Here is a 20,879-nt window from a genome sequence, read left to right on the forward strand (position 1 = left end):
ATGCGCCGACTTCTTCCTCTTTCCTCCAAGCTCGCTGTTCGTCGGGTGCTCGCGCTCGGCGCGGCGGCCTGCGCGCTCGTGGCGAGCGGATGCAGTCACGGCGCTGCCCTCATGGTCGACAGCGTCTCCGCGACGCGCATCGTCAGCAACGATCAAGACAACGGCAAGATCCAGGTCGACGTCGAGGTCCGCGCGACCGAGCAGGGCGGCGGCGCCATCGGCAACTACTGCGTCGCCGTTTACTGGTTCACCCCGGGCGTGAACCCCGAGTTCGTTCCCGTGGCGCTCGCCTATCCATTCAGTCCGTCGCGCGTCCTTTGCTCCGATGGCGGAAACGAACCCGGCGTGAGGCTCGACGACGGCGATCGCCGCGTTGTGCGATTCCTGTCGAACGAAACGAATCTGGTGCCGGGGCAGCCATTCCGCGCGCAGGCCAACGTCGGCACGATCATCGACGCGAAAGACGAGAGCACGCCGTGAACCGGTCTCGCTTCGGTTCTGGTATCGGCTCGCGCGTCCACGCGCTCGCGCTCTTCTACGTGGCGTGCGCTCTCGCGTTTGGCGGCTCCGGTTGCATGTACTGGCGTGCCGTCGGCAGCGCGACCGGCTCGCTGTTCGAATCTCCCCGCAAGGTCGAGAAGGTCGCCGATCCCAAGCGAAAAGACGCACGGCTGGCCGTCCTCTGGATCGGACACTCCACCGCGCTCATCCAGATCGACGACAAGTACATCCTCACCGATCCGGTCTTCACGAGCACCGTGGGGCAGCTCTCGAAGCGCGTGGTGGAGCCTGGGCTCGATCCCAAAGCGCTTCCGCCGCTCGACGCCGTCCTCATCTCGCACATGCACTTCGATCACCTGTCGCTCGGCTCGCTCGACATGATCGACAAGAAGGTGCGGCAGCTGCTCATGCCGCAAGGCGGACTGACCTACCTCACCGACTTCGCGTTCAACGCGCTCGAGCTGCGCACCTGGCAGCCCTGGGAGAAAGACGGCCTACGCATCACTGCCGTGCCCGTCGACCACGTCGGGTATCGCTATGGCATCGACGAAGCCTGGATGAAGCACTCCTTCACCGGCTACGTCATCCAGTACCACGGCATCACCGTCTACTTCGGCGGCGACAGCGGCTACGACATTCGCGATTTCGTCACCACGCGTGAGCGCTTTCCTGCGATCGATCTCGCGCTGCTTCCCATCGCTCCGATCGAGCCGCGCGAATTCCTTCGCGAGTACCACATGGACCCGGCGGAGGCGCTGCAGGCCTTCTTCGATCTTGGCGCTCGGTGGATGGTGCCGATCCACTACGACACCTTCATCAACTCCGTGGACAAGCCGGGTGACGCGCTTCGCTTGCTCGGCGAGGCGGAGAAGAAGGTGGGGCTCGGCGCACGCAAGGTCGTGCCGCTCAGGGTTGGCGAGCAGCACGTGTTCATGAAGCAGGGGGAAGAGCACCACGATCTTCCTCCTGACGAGGTTGCTCCACCCGCACACGCGCCGTCGAGCGCACCGAAACCCGCGGAGACGCCGAGAGAAAAAGAGCCAGCGTCGAACATCCCCGACGAGGATCGCCTCGATTGAGCTCTAGACGTGCCATGGTGGTGCGCATGACGTCGCTTGGGAATGAATCGGGACGGTCAGCGGGGATGCGCAGCGCACTCCTCGTGACGGCTTCCGTCGTGCTCGTCGGCTCGGCCGCTTGTGGAGCATGTGGCGGCGACTCGTCAGAGAGCGTTCCTTCGAGCTCGACGACCAACGGCGACGCATCGACGCCGGACGCTCCGACCTCCTCGCAGAACAACGACAACGACGCAGGCGACGGCACGAACCCGCCCGGCGCGTGCGGCTCCGACGGCGTATCGCCCGGGTACTCGTCGCAGAGCCTCGTGCTGGGGAGCGAGACACGCACGTACGGCGTCGTCGTTCCGTCGACCTACGATCGCAAGACGGCGTTTCCGATCGTGCTCTCGTTCCACGGCGACGGCGGCAACGGTCAGAGCATGCGCGGCGCGGGCCTCGAAGAGCAGGCGAACGGGAAGGCGATTTTCGTTTATCCGGATGGCCCCAACCAGACGTGGGACCTCGAGACGCCGCCCGCTGACAACAAGGACTACCAGTTCTTCGACGCTCTCTTGAGCGAGCTATCGAAGAAGTACTGCGTGGACACGAAGAAGGTCTTTCTCTTCGGCTTCAGCCGCGGTGGCTTCTTCGTGAACCAGCTTGGCTGCTTCCGTGCGAGCTCGGTGCGCGCTCTCGTCGCTCACTCCGGCGGCGGGCCGTACTCGAACGACGGCAACGACTTCGATGCTCGGGGCTGGTTCAAGGCCTGCAACGCGCCCCCGCCGGCGGCGATGATCATCCACGGCCAGTCGGACACCGTGGTGAAGGCGCAGGCAGGCCAGACGTCGGCCGACCACTGGCGCATCGCGAACGAATGCCAGACGAGCACGAACCCGTGCGCGCCGTCGCCGTGCGCCTCGTACGCGGGATGTCCTTCGGACAAGCCCGTCGTCTACTGCTCGATCGGCGGCCTCGATCACGCGCTCTGGGACAGCGCTGCGAAGGCCGCCTGGGGCTTCTTCGACTCCTTGTAGATCGACCTCCACCCCCAATTTGCCGGTTCGGTCGCGGTCTTCGACATCGGCCGGCTCATCGCCGTGGGGTCGAGGCGCCGCGAGAGGCTCGCTTCGACGATCTGGCGAACGGCCATCGCGGCGGTGGAGTCCATCCACCGACGGCGCGCTCGAGCTCGAGTGCGACGGCGATGGTCAACGTGTCGGCCTGCCTTCTCGCAGCGACCTGCACGCCGAGCGGGACGCCGCGCTCGTCGAGCCCCATCGGGACCTGCGTGACGGGCATCTCCATCACGTTGAAGATCGCCGTGTAGACCCACTTGAACGGGACGAGCATTGGCGCGTAGTGCTTCGGTGCAGGCGTCGGGTAGGACGGAAAGAGCATGACGCCGTCGTCGCCGAGCATCGCCTCGAGCTCCCTCCGGAGCTGATGACCGAGCTGCACGATCCTCCCCGCGCGCTCGCTCCCGAGCAGCGTTGGAACGCGCTCGAAGAGACAAAGTAGCAGGCCAGGGAGTGTGTACCGCGATCGTCCGAGCGCGGCCTTCCCTATCTCACGGAGCGGTTTCAGCTCGCCGCCCGCGGCCATCAAGTCCTGGAAGGTCTCGCTGCCGCCGCCGTCATGGAGCATCGCCGACCAAATCTCGGCTGAGCGCTTCAGCGCGGGCACTTGTCGCCGCTCGACGCGGGCTCCGGCGTCCTCGAGGACGCGTGCGGCGCTCTCCTGAGCCGCTTGCATGCGCGGATCGACGGCGAAGATGCCGTTGCCGGGGACGACGTATACCGTGGTCCTCGACAGATCGATCGTCGCTGGGTCTCCGAGCGCCGGCTCGATACTGTGCTCCTCGATTCCGTCGGGACCGGCGACCACGCGGAGGAATGGCATGAGGTCGGCCGCACGCCGCGCGATTGGTCCGGTCGTGACGTAGCGCTGTTGACGGTTCCTCGCCGGCGGGTAGTGACCGGTGCTGGGCACGAGCCCGCCGGTCGGCTTGTGCCCGAACACGCCGTTGAAGAAGGCGGGCATGCGGATCGAGCCGCCGACGTCCGAGCCGAGCCCGATGATTGATCCGCCCGAACCGACGAGCGCTCCTTCGCCTCCCGAGCTGCCCCCGGCGGTCCGCGTCGGATCGTATGGGTTGTTCGTTCGCCCCCAGACTTTGTTGCTGCTCTCCATCCACATGCAGAGCTCGCTGATGTTCGACACGCCGAGGAGAATGGCGCCGGCGTTCTTGAGCCGCTTTACGGCGGTTGCGTCGTCGTCGGCGATGAGGTCGCGCCGAGCCCAGAGACCCGACGTGTTCGGCATGCCGGCGCAGCGGAGAGCGTCCTTCGCCGTGAAAGGAATTCCATGGAACGGAGGTAGATCGTCGCGGTGGACGCTCCCGGTCTTCTCGTCGGCGTCCCGCGCCTCCTGCAGCGCAGCGTCGAAGCGGTCCTTGACGAGCGCGTTGATCGTCGGGTTCACCTGGGAAATACGTCCGATATGGGCCTCGAGGATCTCGCGCGACGTCACCTCGCGATCACGAATCGCCCCAGCGAGCGCCATTGCAGAAGAGGAGAGGATTCGGTCCGGATGCACCCGTCCCCCTTAGCAGAAATGGGATTTGCGCACCTTGGGCCACGTGCGAACGGGGCACGGCGCGCTCGTTTGCCGCCCTCCATGTCCGGAAGGCAAAGGGGAGCGCTCAGGTGAGGGCGACGTCGACGGGCTTGGCGCCGACGACGCGTTCGAGCTCTTTCGGTTCGATGCCTACGAGGAAGCCGCGGCGGCCGCCGTTGATGTAGATCTTCGGCAAGTCGAGCACCGTGCGCTCGACGAAGACCGGCATCGGCTTGCGCAGGCCGAAGGGGCTCGTGCCGCCCACCTGGTAGCCGGAGTGGCGTTCGGCGACGTCGGGCTTGCACGGCTCGACGCGCTTCTTGCCGGCCTGCCGCGCGAGGTTCTTCGTCGAGACCTCACGGTCGCCGTGCATGAGGACGATGAGGGGTTTCCTGTCCTCGTCCTCCATCACGAGCGTCTTGATGACCGCGTGTTCTTCGACGCCGAGCTTCTCGGACGACACGCGCGTGCCGCCACGTTCTTCGTACTCGTAGGGATGCTCGGAGAAGGCGACCTTGTTCTTTTTCAAGAACGCGGTCGCCGGGGTCTCCGAGACGTGCGCTGTCTTTGCCACGACGCGAAACTACTCGATCTCAGGCGGCGTCGCCGGCGATCGCGGCGCTGCCGTCGGCGATGCGTAGCTTGTCCTTCGGCGTCCAGAGGGAGCCGCGCAGCTGCTCGATGCGTGAGCGGGCTTTGCCGAGCCGCGAGTCCTGCGCTTCGACTTCGGCTTTGGCCGCGGCTTCGTCCTTCTCGCCGGAGGCGCGCGCATCGCGCGTGGCGTTGAGGACCTCGAGGATCTCGCGGTAGAGCTCTTCGCCGGCGGTGACGACCCAGGCATCGAGCTTCTTGGCGAACTCTTCGATCATCTCGTCGAGCTTCGGACCAATCTGCGCAGCGGCCGCTTTCACGACCTCCGGAGCCTGCTCGTTTGCGCGCTTCTTGTATTCTGCATCGACCCGGTCGCGCACGACCAACGCAAGGAGGGGCGCAGCCACGATGAGTGCGCCGCCCGCGATGACGTTGACGGCCAGCATGGTGCCGATACCCAGCATCAGCACGCCGGCGACGCTCGCGTCGTAGCGGAAGGTGTCGATCTGGATGTCGAGCTTCTTCACGTCGGTGCCGAGGGTGCTCGCCACGCGACGGCTCGCTTCGTGCGCATCTTCCTTGATGAGCGCGATGGTCTTCTCGGTGAGCTCTTCGAGCTTGTGGGCGATCTCCTTGCCCTCGGCCTCCGCCCACTGGCGGAACGTGTCCTCGAGGAAGGCGGGGAGGAACTTGCGAAGGTCGTCTTTCTTCGCCGAGTCGATGACGTTCGGCAGCTGACGCACCGTCTCGTCGACGAAGCGCTCGAGATCCTTCTGCGCCCCGACCTTGATGCCGCTGATCTCCTCGCGGATGCGCATGCGGCGCTGCTCGATCGTGCCGGCCTGGCCCTTGAGGTCGTCTTCGAGGACCTTGATGCGCCGCTCGAGCTCCTCGGTCTTCATGGCGAGCGAGCGACGACGTGCATCGACGCCCTTGGCGAGCAGGTTCGTGGCGTTGATGCCCTCGCCGAGCGCGTTGTCGAGCAGGATACGCCCGCGCTCTTCGGCGAGGAACGTGGTGAGGTGGGCGAGGAGCTCCGGCATGCCGCTCTCGTCGGCGCGCCCGGCGAGCGCCGTCTCCGCGCTGATCGGGAAGACGACCGGATCCTTCACGAGGTTCGCGAGCTGCGTGCGGGCGTAGGCGAGGGCCTCACGCTTCTCCTCTTCGTTGAGGATGTCCCACTTGGTGATGACGAAGACGATCTTGTCGCGCGAAGCCTTGAGGAGCTTGTCGTTGAGGAACTGGCGCTCGCTCTCCTTCAGGATCTGCCCGGCGTCGAGCAGGAAGAGCACCGCGTCGGCGCGGGGAATGTAGCTGTACGTGATGTCCGCGCGCTGGAGCGACAGATCGTTCACGCCTGGGGTGTCGACGAGGAGGATGCGCTCCTTGAGGAGCGGGGCAGGGTAGCCGACCTCGAGGTAGTCGATCTCGTCGGCGCTCTTGCCGCCGCCGACCGCGAAGCGTCGCGTCTCCTCGAAGGGAATCGACTCGCGATTGCCCGACTGCATGACGACGGTGGCCTCGGGCTTCTCCGAGAACTTCAGATGGTGGATCGCCGCGGTGGTGGGCGTGACGCCGACGGGCAGGACGTTCTCGCCTAGCAGCGCGTTCACGAACGACGACTTGCCGTGATTGAACTCGCCGACCACGACGAGGTGGAAGCGATCTTCTTCGAGCTTCTTCACGAGCTCGCGCTCGAGCCGGTCTTTCAGGCTCTTGGCACCGAGGCTCTGCGCGATGTCCGAGAGTTCCTGCAGCGCCACCGTGACGTCGAGCTTTCGCTCACGAAATCCTTCGAGCATTTTCAAGCGTCTCCCTTGAGCAGCGCCTTCACGCGATCGTCGACCTGGTCCATCGTCAGGCCAGTCTGGCCCGAGCCCGCGTGCTTTCGATAGAGCTCGCTCTCGGCGAACACCCGCATCGCGAGCACACGCTTCGGCAGGTATGGGTGCGAGGCGAACGCCTCCATGTACCGGCCAATCGAGTCCTTGCCCTCTTCGTACTGCTCGAGGAACGCCTCGATGTTGAATTCGTCGTACAGCTTTCGCGAGCCGAGAACGAGCTTCGTGAGGGCGCGCGCGGCGACCTGCTCGTTCTTCGCGCAGAGCATGCCGGCTCGGTCACACGTGATCTCCGCACGGCGCGACCACGCGTTGAGCGGCAGCATGGCGGGCGCGACGAGCACGCCGAGGTAGGCCTGGGCGATCATCTTCAAGTAGTGCAGCGTCGTCAGGTAAACGACGTGCTTGTTGTGGATATGCCCGCACTCGTGCCCGATGACGGTGCGTAGCTCCTCGTCGGTGTAGTGATCGACGAGCGCCGAGTGCACCATGATGAAGGATTCGTCTTCGGTTCCGTACGTGGCTGCGTTGAGCCGCGGATCGTTGACGATGTAGACCTGAGGCGTGTGGATGCCGAGCACCTCGGCGCAGTCACGAGCGATGCCGTGGATGCGAGGGAACTGGCGCTCGGACACGCGGACAGCGTTGCCGAGCAGCTGACCACGCCACACCTGCTTGTACATGCGTACCGTGCTCGCCACGGCGAGCTCCACGGGCTTGGCGGACTCGAAGGTGGCGCGCGTCTGCCGGTCGAGCACGTACGAGTAGTCGTGCTCACCCGTCTGAGCGCCGCCAGTGCGTTCGGCCTTTTTGCGGGTCACGAACGCGTTGAAGTCGAGCGTAGGGGCTTCGGCCATGGGTACGAGTCCTTGGTGTACGTGCGAGTTCGCGAGAAGCGCTTTTTGAGCGGCTTCCGGACAAGCGTAAGCGCGGCGACCTGCCTTCGCAACGCGCGATCGACGCTTAACGTCGGCGTGGAGGAAGCGACGATGCTCGGCTCTCTGGCGAGCTGAGACAAGGGGGAGTCGTGGGACAAAATAGAGAGCTCCCGGACTGCGCCTTCCATGCAGCCGGGAGCTCGGACCATTCGACAATCGTTCTCGTGCATCGACGTGCCTGGGCGTCGGATCAACGAGGACCCTTGGCAGGCACGATCTGCGGTTCGGTGCTGCTGACGGGACACCTCCTGGTGGAGGTTGGGGTTTCTGTTGCGACTCTCGGATGATTCGGACGGTTCTGGAGGGAGTGCCTGATGAAGAAACGAGGCGCGAAGCTCGAGCGAGCGCGGGAGGAAACAAGGGCTGGGGATGCGAGACAACCCTCATTGCCCGGTCCCCCGAGCATCGTGCCTTCGTAGGTACCTACAACCCACCGGCCGGAGATCTTCCCGCCGCTATCGAGATTCGATCTTCACGCCGCCCGTGACGAAGCGCGGCTCGACCGGATGCGAGTCGAAGGCTCCGGTCGCCACCAAGGTCAGCGCGGTCGCAGCCGCGGCGCCCACGCCCACGAGCGTCCAGGTTGCCCAAGCCGGCCAATGAGTCGTGCCGCCCGAGCTCGATACCTGCGACTCCGTACCGCGAGCAGAGCTTTCGACGCGCCACTCGAGGAGCGGACCGCACGTTTCTCGCTCGCAGCGCGCGACGTAGATCGCGTCGGGGCGAGGCCCGGGGGCGGCGGCGACCCAATGCTCGCAGCGGACGCCCGCAGCGTGGACCCTCTCGTGATCGAGGCTCGCCCGCGCGAACGCACTTCGCCCGCAACCGCGATCGTCGCCGAGGCGAACGTCGATGGTAGTGGGCGGTGCTCCTGGCGCCTCGGACACGGCCGGCACGGAGATCCACGACGCGAAGATTGGAGCGTTGCCGTTCGCGACGATCACCTGGTGATCGCCTGGCGCGAGCGAGAGGTTCGCGCTTCGAGCGACCTCGTTTCCATCGACGCGCACGACCGCGCGTGCGGGTGCACCACCCACGCGCAGTGCGACGCGCGTGGGCGCACGCTTTGGACCGACGAGCTCGCCGATGCCGGCGACGCGACCGCCGTCGAGCGCGTCGGCGTCTTGCCATGCCGCCTGCGCCTTCGCCGGATCCTTCGGGTCCACGCGCAGCCAGCGCGATGCCCACGTGCGCTGCACCTCGGCGCGGACCCACGGCGCGTGCGGCAGCTCGGGATGTTCGCGCAGCAACGCTTCGGCACGAGCGAGCGCGCGTTCGGCCGTATCGGCGTCGAGCGCAGCGATGGCTTCGCGTGCGCGATCGAGCTCCTTGTCGACGCGCTCTCCCACGGAGAGGTCGACGTGCAACGACGCCGTCGGTGCCTCATCTTCGGCACCCGCCGGCGTCAGCCGCACGCCACGCGCGCGCCCCCATTCGGCAAGCGCCCGCGCGGCGTCGGCTTGGGGCGGTCCCGGCGCGAGCCACACCACCGTGGCGTCGTCCGCGACCGCGGTCACGCGCGCTTCCCGCCCGCCTTCTTCTTGGTCGTCGCCGGTTTCTTCGCGGCAACCTTCTTCGCCGGCTTCGCGGCGGCCGCTTTCTTCGCCGCAGGCTTGGCTGCCGCCTTCTTCGGTGCAGCTTTCGTTGCCGCTGCCTTCTTCGGCGTCGCCTTCTTCGCCGCCGGCGCGCTCTCGCCACTCAGCGCGGCGAGGACCTGATCGGCGTGTCCGTCGACCTTCACGTTCGGGAAGACGCGGACGACCTTGCCGTCCTTGACGAGGAACGTGCTGCGGATCGCGCCGAGCACCTTCTTGCCGTACATCGTCTTCTCGCCCCACGCGCCGTAGGCCTCGTGGGCTTTGCGCTCGGGATCCGAGAGCAGCGTGACGTCGAGCTTGAACTTGTCGCGGAACGAGTTGTGGCTCTTCACCGAGTCGCGAGAGATGCCGGCAATGACGCCTCCGGCCTTCTCGATCGCCTTGCGGGACGCGGTGAACGCCTGCGCTTCGCGCGTGCAGCCGGGGGTCGAGTCCTTCGGGTAGAAGAAGAGGACGAGCGTTTTTCCTGCCGGCGCGAGATCGCGCAGCGAGGCACGCTTGCCATCCTGGGTTTCGAGGGAGAAATCGGGAGCCTTGTCGCCTTCCTTCAGCACGCGCCCATGATAGCCTCTTAAATCGACGTGCAGCTCAACTTCGGCGCCCGCGAAGTCGCGATCAAGCTCGTGTATTACGGGCCTGCTCTCAGCGGCAAAACGACGAATCTCAAAGCCCTTCACGATTTGACCCGTGAAGACAGTCGGGGGCGTCTCATGACGCTCGAGACGAAGGACGACCGAACGTTGTTCTTCGACATGCTCCCGTTGGTCTTCAAGGCCGACAACGATCCGAACGGCATGAGCCTTCGCGTGAAGGTTTTCACGGTACCGGGGCAGGTGGTGCACGCCTCGACGCGGCGCCTCGTGCTCCAGGGCGCCGACGGCATCGCCTTCATCGCGGATTCGCAGATCGCCGAAACGCAGAACAACGCCGACGCCTTCCTCGATCTCCGTGCGAACTTGAAGGAGCTCGGCCGTTCGATCTCCGAAGTGCCGCTCGTCATCCAGTTCAACAAGCGCGATCTGCCGAACATCCGGACGGACGCGGAGATCGATGAGCTCGCGCTTCGCGGCAAGGAGCCCGTCTTCAAGGCGGCAGCCGTCGCAGGGCAGGGCGTGCTCGAGAGCTTCTTCGGCCTGCTCGACCGCGCGTGGGCGCGCCTCGACGCCGAAAACGATCTCACCGCCAAGCTCGGCATAGGCCCCGCGGCGTTCCTCGAGAAGGCTGCCGCGAGCCTCGGCCACGCCGGCAGGGCACACGCGCTTTCGACGGCGTGCGTAGGCGGCGACAGGAAGGGGGTCGCCAAGTGACCTCCTCGCTCACCAGGCCTCCGAATTCGCAGGGCACGGCTACGGTCGCCGTCGACGTCGTCAGCGATGTTCCGGTGCGTCTCGAAGACGTCGTCGATCGCGATGCGCTGGAAGAGCTCTGCCAGAGCATGCATCGCCTGTTCGGCATCAGCGTCCGCGTCTACACGTCGGAGGGCACGCTCATGGCCAGCGCGGCGAGCGAGCTCGAGATCTGCCGCTTCGTCAACGACCTGCCCGCGGGCAGGCTGGCGTGCGGAACCACGGTCACCGCGGCCAAGGCTGTCGACCCAGGTGTCGAGGGCGAGGTCACGCACGGCTGCTTCACCGGTCTCACGTACCGCATCGTGTCACTCGATTACGAAGGCCGTCGCGTCGGCCGGATCGTGCTAGGCCCCGTCGCGCCGGCCATGCTCGAAGAGGCGCCTCCCTCGCTCGCGAAGACGGTCCCCAAGCTCGACGTCGTCCAGGGCAACGAGCTCCTTACCAAGGTTCCGCGCGTGAAGTCCGACGCGCTCGGGCGTCTCGCGCATCACCTGAAGACGTCGCTCGAGCTCATCATCTTCAGCAGCCACAAGGCGTACGTGACGAGCAAGCTGCATCTCTACAGCGTGCGCGAGAGCTATCGCGAGCTCGAAGAGAAGACACGCCGGCTCGAACAAGCCCTGACGCGCCTCAAGGAGCTCGATCGTCTCAAGTTGAACTTCCTCGCCACGGTGAGCCACGAGCTCCGCACGCCGCTCACCTCGATCATCGGCTACAGCGAGATGCTCGGTGAAGGCATCGCGGGCGAGCTGAACGAAGAGCAAGCCGAGTTCGTCAAAACGATTCACGGCAAAGGCGAACAGCTCCTCGCGCTCATCATGGGGCTGCTCGATCTATCGAAGCTCGAGAGCGGCACGATGAGCCTGCGCGAGTCGCCCACGCAGATCAGCCGTGTGCTCGGCGACGTCGTCTCCACGCTCGCTCCGGTCGCACGGAAAAAAGAGGTCGATCTCGTTCTCGACGACGACGGCGTGGCTTGCGAGCTCGCGGCCGATCCCGAGCGCCTCCGTCAGGTGTTCGTGAACCTCGTCGACAACGCGGTGAAGTTCACGCCCAAGGGCGGTTCGGTCACGCTCCGCGCCCGCGTCGTGGACGGCGCCGACGACGACGAGCCCGGCGCCGCACTGCTCGCGCCGGTCCGACGCGACGTGGTCGTCTCCGTGGCGGACACCGGTATCGGCATCCCGCCGGTCGAGCGCGCGAAGGTCTTCGACGCCTTCTACCAGGTCGATTCGTCTTCCACGCGCGAGTACGGCGGGACGGGCCTCGGCCTCTCGATCGTCAAGCGTATCGTCGAGGCGCACGGCGGAACGGTTCGCATCGAGTCGAACGAGGCGACCGGCGCCGTCTTCGTGGTGACACTTCCCTCGGCGCAGTCGCGTCGCTCACTGCCGTCGCGCGTGCCGGCGGCCCTTGCTCCGGACAGCTCGAAGCGATGAACGAGCTCGAACGCATCGAGGCTCTCGCGAGCCACTTCGGCGCGGCTGGACCGGGCGTTCGCGTGGGCATCGGCGACGACGCCGCGGTGTTCGAAGCCGGGAAGGGCGCCCTCGTCTGGACCATCGACGCGCAGGTCGAGGGCACCCATTTCAAGACCGAGTGGGTCTCCTGGGAAGACATCGGCTGGCGAAGCTTCATGGCCGCGGCGAGCGATCTGGCCGCGATGGGGGCCGAGCCTGCGTACGCCCTCTCCGCGCTCGTGCTGGCCCCCTCCGTCGACGATGCGGCGCTCGACGCGCTCGCACGCGGTCAGGCCGCGGCCGCTCGGACCGTGGGGGCACCCGTCATCGGCGGCAATCTCGCGCGAGGGAAGGAGACGTCCATCACGACGACGCTCCTCGGCCGTGCGGAGAAGCCCATCGCCCGCAGCGGTGCGCGCCCGGGCGACGGCATCTGGCTCGCGGGTGACGTGGGGCTCGCCGCGGCGGGCCTGCTCGCACTCATGCATGGGGTGCAAGATGCACGTATCTCGGCGGCCCTCGAGGCGTGGCGCAGGCCGCGTGCACGCATCGAGGCGGGCAGGGAGCTCGCCCGCTCTTCCGCTGTGACGGCGGCCATCGACGTTTCGGACGGCCTCGCGCGCGATGCCGATCACATCGCCCAAGCAAGCCACGTGAGCTTCGTCTTCGACCGTGATCGGCTGCTCGCCCATGGTGGCGCGTCGCTCATCACGACGGCAGGAACGCTCGGGCGCGACGCGCTCGACCTCGCGCTCTACGGCGGTGAGGACTACGCGCTCCTCGTCACGAGCGCGGCTCCGATCCCGGGCTTTTCACGCATCGGCGACGTGGAGGCACTCGAGCCCGGCGGCGCACGCCTTCACACGCGCGGACCCGAGGGCAAGCTGCCGCTCGAGCCGCGCGGCTTCGATCACTTCGCCTGATCGGCGCGTGCCAGCCACGCCGGACCGATGGGCTCGGCGATGCCCGTGGGGGTCTCCTGCTCGAGGTGCTTTTCGAACTTCGGCGTGCTGCCGACCATGACGTCGCGCCCGCGTTCGAAGTGCTGCTCGGCGACGAGCGCGAGGTACGCCCGATCGAGCTCCAGGGCGCGCTTGGCCGACGGAACGAGGAGCGTCGCGATGTCTCTCGAGAGGGCCGCCAAGGCTTCAGGCTTGGGCTTTCCGTTCGCGCCGAAGAAGCGCGTCTGAACTTCGTCGTTGGCGCGGAAGTCGTTACCGCCGCCGACTGCCTCGAGCCAGCGCGCGTACTCGCCCTTGCCATCGGCGCGTTTCGGCTCGGGGATCCCTTCGAGCCCGCGTTCGCTCCAGTGGTACCAGCCATCACGGAACGCGTAGGCCGCGCCGCTCGGGATTTTGCGCGCGAAGGCGAACGTGCTGTCGGTCGTGACGCCCACGCCGCCGTGGCATCCGATGCATGCCGCCGTCTCTTCGACGGTCTGCGGGCGTAGCTTGCCCTCGGCGTTCTCGATGAGGCCCGAGATGAGCCAGCCCGTGCCGGTGCTCGCGCCGCGCTCGGGGTCGGCGATGATCGCCTTCAGGCGATTCGGGCTCTTGCCCTTCTCCCGCGCCTCGGCTTCGAAGGCGAGCTGCAGATCGCTGTACGTGAGCCAGCGCGTCTTGCGCATGTAGCGCACTTCCTTCATGCGCGCGCTCATGCGGACGTGGCCGTCGTCGACGTCGAGATAGCGAAGCGTGTGCAGGAACTCGGTTCCGCGCGGGAAGAGGCCTGCGGCGGGCCAGCCTTCCTTCTTGGTGTCGAGAGCGGAGGCCGCGCCCACGTAACCGAACACGCGTCCGTCCTTCGGGGGCCACACGAAGGCAACGCGCTTGGCGATCCCCATCGCGCCGTCGCCGTCGAGGTCGGATCCGAGCTCGCGCTCGTCGGCCGGCTCAGAGAGGGGAACGTCGACGCGACGGATGGTCGACTCGAGGATCGCGAAGTTGATCTCGTAGATCTTGGAGCTGTCCTGGCCGGCCTTGTCTTGCCGGTAGGCGGCGGGCAGGCGGATGAAGACGTCGCCCGCGGAGCCGTTCGTCGGCCAGAACATGCCGGGGAAGGGAGCGTACGCGAAGGCGCGCCAGCCGCTCGCCTTGCCGTCCGGTGCGTGGTCGAAGCCTTTGGCGTCGAGGTGGAACCAGCAGTCCGGCGTGAAACCACCGAAGGTGCCGTCGCCGTCGACGTCCCACGACTTGTCGGGAACGGCAGCGATCTGGCCCTTGTCGTCGAAGTAGTTGCTCTTGCGAATGCGCGACAGGATCTCGTCGTCGGTCGCGGTGATCGGCTGCGGCGGAGAGCTCAGATGCGTCCAGCGATTGTCGGCCGCGTAGCGGGCAATCGACAGCGTCGTCTGGACGTCCTCGTCGTTCGCGTAGTTCGGCGCGAGCGAGGTTTGATGACAAGCAAAGCAAGCATTGTGGGCCCGGGCGTTCTTGCCGCCCGCGGCGTCTTTCGTCGTCGCGTAGCACTGCGCGGGAAGGTAGGCGGCCATGTTGAAGAGCCGCGGCGCTTCCCCCGCCTTTGCGGAGGAGAGCGTGGCGAGCGCTCCGCGAACGGACTCGGGAGTCGTCACCGCGGAAGCCGACGACGCAGGCGCGCTCTCGTGGGCGGGGGTCTTGCGGCAGCCGGTGCCCGAGAGCACGGCGGCGACCATCACCCCGGTCGAAAGTGTCAGCGTCCACGTCGTTCGACTTCGCATGGCAGTCTCGTCCGTTCGCGTTTCGCTCGCTACGCGCGTTGCTTCAGTTCATCGCCGGGAACGGGCCGATGTAACCGGTGTACGACTGTTTTGCGGACTCGTCGGCGCCGGCCTTCTCCGTATCGCTCTCGCCGTACGGGTGCTGGATCTGCGCCTTGATGTACGCATGGCCGCCGAGGTTCGGGTAGAAGTACACGCCCGTCGTCTCCGAGCCGTACGGCGTCGAGAAGATGCGCGTGAGCTTCTTGTCCTTGAGGTTGTAGGCCCAGACGATGTCGTTCTGGTGGCCGTCCGTCGTGTCCTCACCGATGAGGATCGTGTCGTAGCCCTCGAGGAAGCTGATGTTGTCCGGGTTGGCGATGCCGTTGACGTCGCAGACGTTCGACGTGGCCGCGGCCGGCTGGCCCTTGCTGTCGGGCAGCGTGAACGTCGGATCGTTGTAGGGGCTACCGACCGGGTAGGTCGACGCGCCCGGCGCCTTGAGCCAGATGCCTTCGACGAGCGCCGAGGTCGACGTGACGACGTAGTTGCTGCCGATCGTCGCGTTCGTGCCGAGCTTCATCTCGTAGACCGCGCCGCAGTCGTTGCGCTGAAGCTTGACGTGGTTCGGGCCACCGAGGTCGCTCGCCGTCGGGTCATCCATCATGCCCTTGTTCAGTTCACTGAACGAGACGAACAAGCTGTTCTTGCTCGGGCTGAAGGTGATGCCTTCCGTCTTGCGGAATTCGGTGGTCGCGCCGAGGTACGCCGCATAGCGACGCGACTCGAGACGCGACGCCGCGAGCTCCTTGCCCGTCTTGAGCTTGAGGCACTCGCGCCCGGTGTCGGCGTTGATGTTCTTGAAGCCGTTCGCCGCGCTCGGGCAGGTTCCGTCCGAAGCCTGTGCCTCGATCTCGAAGATGTCGGCGAACTTCGTTCCGGCGTCGATGAGCGCCTTCACGTCCACGTCCTTCGCGCTCGGGCCGAGGGCGATCCACTCGATGTTCGCCGCTCCGTTCGCCGCGCCAGCGGTGCTCGTCTGCGTCCACTTCGCGGCGTAGAGCTGGCCCTCGGAGAGGTCGCCCGCGGTCTTCGCGATGAACATGTAGAATGCATCGTTGCTGCCGTCGTCGCTCATGTAGACGGTCTTGTTGTCCGGCATGACGTACGCGAGCTCGAGCGCGCGACGGCCGGCCGCGTAGTGCTTCGTGACCGTGGGCGTGCCCGCGTTGTCGAGCTTGACCTCGACCACGTAGCCGTAGTTGTACGGGTTGTAGGACTTCTTCGCCGTATCGAGCGTGACCGTGGCGGCATCGAGGCCCCAGTAGCGGAGCATGCCCTGGTCGGCCGACGGGAGATCCGTCGTCTTGGTCGCCTTCTCGACGACCTTCGCATCCGGCGGATATTCCTCGCCACCGAGGTGCGTGTTCCAAGGCGTGACGCTTCCGGCGCAGGGCGTCCAGAGGCCGCCGACCTTCGAGAAGTCGATGGGCTTCGTGCTCGTCGCCGTGAGCTTGCCGTCCGCGCCCTGCGTGAGCTCGGAGAGGTACATCGCCGCGGGCGTGGTCTCGAAGTGGGTGATCTCGTAGATCTTGCCGCCGACCGAGAGGAGCGACGAGAAGTCGTTCGACGGCGAGACGAACTCCGAGTTGTCGGCGTTCTTCACCGGCGTGCCGTCGTCCTTCACGATGCGGCCGAAGACGTTGCTGCCGAACGTCTGACCGCTGCGGAGCTCGGTCTGGTAGCCGATCGTGACGTCGGTGCCGCTCACGTTGGCCTTCGTGCTCGAAATCACCGCACGCTTCTGCGCCTCGGTGGTCGCGACGTCGATGCCCGTGAAGGAGATCGACTTCGCGACCGGAGTCGAGGAGTCGCCGTCCGTGGAGCCGTCACCGTTCGAGGAGCCGTCGGGCTTGGTTCCCGCGTCCTTGTCGCTGCCGACGGGCGTCTCGTTCGGAGTCGAGCCGTCGGGGGTATCCGTGCTCGTCGCATCGGAGTTTTCGTCGTCGCTGCACGCCGTAATCGCGAACGCGAGAGTCGAAGCTATGACCAAGCGCGCAGACCACAGAGCCCACTTCGGAGAGTGCTGCTGCATTCGTTGTCCTCGTTGGCAAAGAGGAGGAACCGGGCGCACCGGAGCGCGCTGACGTCCCTCGGGACGTCCGTTGCGGCAGGGGCCGGCGGACGACGCGCACCCTACTTAGAGTGCGTGGCACGCCAGCAACATGGTCGTGCCGCAGTCGCACCAATCAGCGACGAAAGATGCGCGTCGTCCCGTATGGGGGCCTCAGGTGGACGACGATGTCGGCGCTTCGGTGACGTGCGTTCGTCGTCGTTGGTTCGAGACCTCGACGAGCAAGCCGTCGGGCATGCGCAGGTAGCTGAGCGTGCCGCGTCCGTTCTCGATCACGTCGGACACGTCGAATCCTTCGCTCTTGGCGAGCGCCTGGAATGCGCGCACGCGATCGGGATCCTCGACGAGGAATCCGAAGTGGAATCGCTCGGGGTAGGTCTCGCCCTCGTTGCGACGCTGCAACACGAGCGTGAAGCCTTCGCCGTCGGACATGATGGCGACGGCGGGCGAGTTTCGGCTGGACTCGAGCGTGAGCCCGAAGAGGCGCTCGAAGTGCAGCACGGTCGCCTGAACGTCGGCGACCTGGAGGTCGAGATGATTGATCTTCATGGTGAGCCTTTCCGGGCGCCTCCCGGCTCGATCGCCGGACAAAATGCGCCCTTCGCGGCGTGGGACCTCACTGCGTGTGCAGGGATCAAGGGTTCCTGGGCCGCCTGGAATTTCCAGTAGAACCAAGAGTGACCGGGGCTCACCGAACCGGTCTGCCGTTTTCCGCCGTCACGAAACCTACCGGCGGCGTGGCCTTTCGGTCAAGCGGACATCTCGGACGAGCGTTGCCTCGAGACGGAGTCACCGCCTTTGAATCGCGTATCGCTCACGCTCGTCCATGTCGAACGACGAGCGGTGATGCGAGATAGGACATGACGAACCTCAGACGCCTTGGTGCGATCGCGCTCGCGACAACGACGACGGCATGTGCATCGGCACCTGAACTCACATGGCGGCAGCATGAGGCCGAAGCCGTCGGACGCATCGTGGATCGCGAAGGCAGGGCGACGTTCGCTCTTACCCGTCATAGCGTTCAGAGTCCGCTTTACGGCGAGGGCATTCACGACGCCGATTGGACGACGAGCTCCGGTACCTTCCGTATCCAATGCATCGACCGCATTCGAGGGAAGACTCGAACGAGGCGTCCGCCCTGCGAGTTCTTTTCCCCAGCGCCGATGATGCAGGCCGGGCCGGCGCCGCGAGCCGCCGAGCTCGTTGCGATTGCGGAGGAGAGCGAGAAGCGCCTGCCCTGTTCGGATGGTGATCGGCGCATCGAGCGACGTCTCGACGCCGCCGGCGAGCCAGCGTTCGTCGTTCGAGCGTGTGGCCGCCGCCTTGCGTTCTACGTCGACTGCCGCACGGAAGATCCGTCGTCCGCGCCTCGCCGCTGTCGAGTGACGACGACCAGCGCGCCCATCGAAATCGACGAAGCTGCTCATCCCGGCGTCCATGTCCGGATGTGCGGAGAACACGGATGGGGCGGGCCGATGTTCGAGCCAGACGGCGCGTCGAATGGCTTGTCGATGGAGGAGTTTCGCGAGTTTGCTCTGCGCCTCCAGAGCTCGGTGGCGGAGGTCAGGAGTGTCGGCTACGGCCCATGCCTGTGCCCCAAGGACTCGACGGCCTGGTGCGCCTTGGCGTACGTCGATCCGAAGGCGGATTTCGACGCCGCAGCGGCTCGGATCGCCGATGCACTGACAGCGCCAGGGCCAAAGATGCGCGTCCGCTTCGGCGTGGAACTGCCGAAGAGCCCTCACTGAAGCGTCGAGGTAAACGGCCCGCGACATCCCGAGACCAAGGCCGTAGCGCTGCGTCGGTTGGGTAACGCTCGATCCACCAACGTCGGTTGCCTTTTGACCACCTAGGCGGAATCCCTCAGCGATATCGACGAGCGCCAGCTGGTGCGACATTGGCTTAGGTGTGGGGTGTGCGAATTCAGTCGCTCTCGGCGCTCGGTATCTTCGCAGTGCTCGCGGCGTGCTCGTCGCAAGGCGGGAACGTCGACGACGACACGACGGGGGCAGTGGCCAACTCGGGGCTGACGGAGCTCGGTGCCGGGACCGAGATTGCACGATGCTGGTTCGACGTCGCGTACCAATCGCTCTCGTTCTCGTGCACCGCACCTGCCGGTGATGGGAAGGTTCTCGCTCCGAAGGTCCTTCAGATCAGCGGAAAACATCCCGACAACGTTCTGCACCAGCCGATCTCGGACACCGTCCAAATCCTGCCGCCGGCAGCGAACCCCATCGACGGCAACTTGATCCTTCAGGCGGATGAACTGCCGTTCGACGGTCGGATCGAGGCACTCATCAACTTGCCGGACCGCGCGGCGCAGGACGTCGTTCAGGCCGTCGACGGACGGGGCGGTTTCTTCCAGCCCTTCAGCGTAGCTTCGCTCGACGACGCGCGCGCCTATGACGCCCGGAATCCCTACGTCATCAAGATGCCTCTCGAGACCTGGCAACTGCGCATTGCGCTGCCGACGGCTTCCGACGTGGCACTCGACGTCGACCCGTATCACGTCACGATCGCTCCCTGGCAATCGGCGAATGCTGGCGTGTTGCGGAACCACCTCGACGGCGTTTGCCGAACGATGTGGAGCAGGCGCGTTCTGCAGGCCGACCACGATGAAGTGCATCGGTTGCGGAACCGCCGGCAAGGCGTGCTGCCCGGATGCGACGGGGACGATCCTCAGCTGTTCGGCCGGGCTGACCTGCAACGTGTTCAGCGCCTGCGAATAGATCGAAGGCCAGTCGGCATTGCCTGTCGCGCTTCCTGCGACAGAGTTGCCGCGCGTCGCGATCGCGTGCGTGGGGATCCCTTCGACGGCCGCCGGCGAGCCTTGCTCGATGTGCGTAGCTGCTCTTAGCTAGACGCTTCGCGGGAGTGTTCCCGCGTGAGGGGGGTCACATGCGAACGATGATGAAGGTCTCGGTTCCGGTCGATGCAGGCAACAAGGCCATCAAGGAAGGAATCTTCCCCAAGACGGTGATGGCCTTCGTCGACAAGATGAAGCCGGAGACCTGCTTTTTCACCGCCGAGGCTGGGATGCGAACGGCGTTCTTCGTCTTCGACCTCACCGACCCCACGATGATCCCGTCGATTGCCGAGCCGTTTTTCATGAATCTCGGTGCGTCGATCACCCTCTCGCCAGCCATGAATCTCGCGGAGATGAAGGCGGGCGTCGAAAAAGCGATAAAGGGGTAATGGCTGCGAAAGCACGCGTAGCCGCGTAGCATCGCCACGATGCTTTCGGTGATCCCGAAGAGCGAGGCTTCTCGTCGAGAGCGAGCGTCGTTCTTCGACACGGGGCTCGTTCTCTCGATGGTGCTTGCGCTGGGGGCCGTGCCGTTGGCCCCCGGCCGCTCCACGTGGTTGCTACTTGCGGTCGTGCTGGCGGTGCTGACGGTCGTCTCCGTTCGGCGGCGATTCCAGCCCGCCATGCAGCTTGGCCTCTTGGGCACGCTCTTGTTGCTGACCCTGGCCGGGTTCGAGAGCTTGAAACTGTGGCCTCTGCCTGCGATGGTCGCCGGCGCCTGTTGGGGAGTGTCGATGTTGGTTGCGCCGCTCGGTCGGCGCCCAAGCTGGCTGCGACGGGGCCATCTCAACGCGACCATCGCTGCCCTTATTTTCGCGGCAGTCGTCGTGTCGGCCGTTGCCCTCCTCGTATGGTTTCAAGTTGCTCGGCCGGACTATCGATCGCTCCGGGGCACCTTGCTCCTCGAAATGCCGATGCCGCTCTTGTGTCTCTGCGTCCTATCGTTCGCGATGATCAACGCAGCGGCAGAGGAGTTCCTCTATCGAGGCGCTCTGATGAGCGCACTCGACGAGACACTCGGCACCGGTGTCGCCTCGATTGTCATCCAAGCCGCCGCGTTCGGCCTCCTTCATCTCGACGGCTTTCCGCGAGGTCCCGTCGGCGTCGCGCTCGCGACAATCTACGGGCTGATGATGGGCGTCGTTCGACGCCGTGCGGATGGGATGCTCGCTCCCTGTATTGCACACGTGGCAACGGACGTCGCCATCGGCGCCATCCTGCTCAACGCGCTCCACTGACGTCCCAACGGTCGGGCCGTGCCGAGTGGAGGGGACGAGCCGTAACGGACGAACGCTCGCGCTCAGTCGCTG

General features: G+C 65.9%; 19 protein-coding genes. 10 read left to right on the top strand and 9 right to left on the bottom strand.

What is annotated here, in order from left to right; genetic code table 11:
• The 3 genes from AKJ09_RS35155 (at position 1) to AKJ09_RS35165 (ending at position 2,593) form a co-directional block, all read left to right on the top strand.
• Complete coding sequence (locus AKJ09_RS35155) at positions 1–480, top strand: hypothetical protein (protein WP_146652220.1); 480 nt, start codon at positions 1–3, stop codon at positions 478–480.
• On the top strand, positions 477–1,580 hold the full coding sequence (locus AKJ09_RS35160; RefSeq protein WP_240488691.1) for an MBL fold metallo-hydrolase: 1,104 nt from the start codon (positions 477–479) through the stop codon (positions 1,578–1,580). The genes AKJ09_RS35155 and AKJ09_RS35160 overlap by 4 nt, the downstream gene beginning before the upstream one ends.
• A 65-nt stretch (positions 1,581–1,645) precedes the next feature.
• Positions 1,646–2,593: a CE1 family esterase gene (locus tag AKJ09_RS35165; RefSeq protein ID WP_146652221.1), complete on the top strand. Its 948-nt coding sequence runs from the start codon at positions 1,646–1,648 to the stop codon at positions 2,591–2,593.
• A 55-nt stretch (positions 2,594–2,648) separates the two neighbouring features.
• On the opposite strand, the gene AKJ09_RS35170 is transcribed toward AKJ09_RS35165, so the two are convergent.
• The 6 genes from AKJ09_RS35170 to AKJ09_RS35195 form a co-directional block, all read right to left on the bottom strand.
• Positions 2,649–4,154 carry an amidase gene (locus tag AKJ09_RS35170; RefSeq protein ID WP_240488692.1) on the bottom strand — a complete coding sequence of 502 codons (1,506 nt, stop codon included), beginning with the start codon at positions 4,152–4,154 and terminating at the stop codon, positions 2,649–2,651.
• Positions 4,155–4,260: 106 nt separating this feature from the next.
• Complete coding sequence (gene ybaK / locus AKJ09_RS35175) at positions 4,261–4,749, bottom strand: Cys-tRNA(Pro) deacylase (protein ID WP_146652222.1); 489 nt, start codon at positions 4,747–4,749, stop codon at positions 4,261–4,263.
• A gap of 19 nt (positions 4,750–4,768) precedes the next feature.
• A complete protein-coding gene (locus tag AKJ09_RS35180; RefSeq protein WP_146655909.1) occupies positions 4,769–6,568 on the bottom strand; it encodes a dynamin family protein in 1,800 nt (599 codons plus the stop codon).
• A gap of 2 nt (positions 6,569–6,570) precedes the next feature.
• The gene (locus AKJ09_RS35185) at positions 6,571–7,464 is read right to left on the bottom strand and encodes a M48 family metallopeptidase (RefSeq protein ID WP_146652223.1); all 894 of its coding nucleotides are present in this window, start codon (positions 7,462–7,464) and stop codon (positions 6,571–6,573) included.
• Between the two features lie 536 nt (positions 7,465–8,000).
• Positions 8,001–9,062, bottom strand: a complete 1,062-nt coding sequence (locus tag AKJ09_RS35190; protein ID WP_146652224.1) for a hypothetical protein — start codon at positions 9,060–9,062, stop codon at positions 8,001–8,003.
• On the bottom strand, positions 9,059–9,820 hold the full coding sequence (locus AKJ09_RS35195) for a peroxiredoxin (protein WP_240488693.1): 762 nt from the start codon (positions 9,818–9,820) through the stop codon (positions 9,059–9,061). The genes AKJ09_RS35190 and AKJ09_RS35195 overlap by 4 nt, the downstream gene beginning before the upstream one ends.
• Positions 9,821–9,853: 33 nt before the next feature.
• On the opposite strand from AKJ09_RS35195, the gene AKJ09_RS35200 reads away from it, so the two are divergent.
• From AKJ09_RS35200 to thiL, 3 genes are read left to right on the top strand one after another with little or no spacing between them, the layout of a single operon-like run.
• The gene (locus tag AKJ09_RS35200; protein WP_240488694.1) at positions 9,854–10,450 is read left to right on the top strand and encodes a GTP-binding protein; all 597 of its coding nucleotides are present in this window, start codon (positions 9,854–9,856) and stop codon (positions 10,448–10,450) included.
• Positions 10,447–11,931 carry an ATP-binding protein gene (locus AKJ09_RS35205; protein ID WP_146652226.1) on the top strand — a complete coding sequence of 495 codons (1,485 nt, stop codon included), beginning with the start codon at positions 10,447–10,449 and terminating at the stop codon, positions 11,929–11,931. Before AKJ09_RS35200 ends, AKJ09_RS35205 begins: the two co-directional genes overlap by 4 nt.
• Positions 11,928–12,875: a thiamine-phosphate kinase gene (thiL, locus tag AKJ09_RS35210; protein ID WP_146652227.1), complete on the top strand. Its 948-nt coding sequence runs from the start codon at positions 11,928–11,930 to the stop codon at positions 12,873–12,875. Before AKJ09_RS35205 ends, thiL begins: the two co-directional genes overlap by 4 nt.
• On the opposite strand, the gene AKJ09_RS35215 is transcribed toward thiL, so the two are convergent.
• From AKJ09_RS35215 to AKJ09_RS35225, 3 genes are all read right to left on the bottom strand, one after another.
• Positions 12,863–14,650: a hypothetical protein gene (locus AKJ09_RS35215; protein WP_146652228.1), complete on the bottom strand. Its 1,788-nt coding sequence runs from the start codon at positions 14,648–14,650 to the stop codon at positions 12,863–12,865. The genes thiL and AKJ09_RS35215 overlap by 13 nt on opposite strands.
• A gap of 43 nt (positions 14,651–14,693) precedes the next feature.
• Positions 14,694–16,724 (bottom strand): alkaline phosphatase PhoX, encoded by a 2,031-nt coding sequence (locus tag AKJ09_RS35220; RefSeq protein ID WP_146652229.1) that lies wholly within the window; start codon positions 16,722–16,724, stop codon positions 14,694–14,696.
• A 192-nt stretch (positions 16,725–16,916) separates the two neighbouring features.
• A complete protein-coding gene (locus AKJ09_RS35225) occupies positions 16,917–17,312 on the bottom strand; it encodes a VOC family protein (RefSeq protein ID WP_146652230.1) in 396 nt (131 codons plus the stop codon).
• 614 nt (positions 17,313–17,926) lie between these two features.
• Here AKJ09_RS35225 and AKJ09_RS35230 point away from each other — a divergent pair.
• The 4 genes from AKJ09_RS35230 (at position 17,927) to AKJ09_RS35245 (ending at position 20,807) form a co-directional block, all read left to right on the top strand.
• On the top strand, positions 17,927–18,511 hold the full coding sequence (locus AKJ09_RS35230) for a hypothetical protein (protein WP_146652231.1): 585 nt from the start codon (positions 17,927–17,929) through the stop codon (positions 18,509–18,511).
• Between the two features lie 167 nt (positions 18,512–18,678).
• A complete protein-coding gene (locus AKJ09_RS35235) occupies positions 18,679–19,620 on the top strand; it encodes a hypothetical protein (RefSeq protein ID WP_146652232.1) in 942 nt (313 codons plus the stop codon).
• Positions 19,621–19,661: 41 nt separating this feature from the next.
• Positions 19,662–19,958 carry a hypothetical protein gene (locus tag AKJ09_RS35240; protein ID WP_146652233.1) on the top strand — a complete coding sequence of 99 codons (297 nt, stop codon included), beginning with the start codon at positions 19,662–19,664 and terminating at the stop codon, positions 19,956–19,958.
• Between the two features lie 39 nt (positions 19,959–19,997).
• Entirely contained in the window at positions 19,998–20,807 is an 810-nt protein-coding gene (locus AKJ09_RS35245) for a CPBP family intramembrane glutamic endopeptidase (RefSeq protein ID WP_146652234.1), read from the top strand.
• The last annotated feature ends 72 nt before the right edge of the window (positions 20,808–20,879 follow it).

Origin of the sequence: Labilithrix luteola, from assembly GCF_001263205.1 — a bacterium.
Taxonomy (GTDB): domain Bacteria; phylum Myxococcota_A; class Polyangia; order Polyangiales; family Polyangiaceae; genus Labilithrix; species Labilithrix luteola.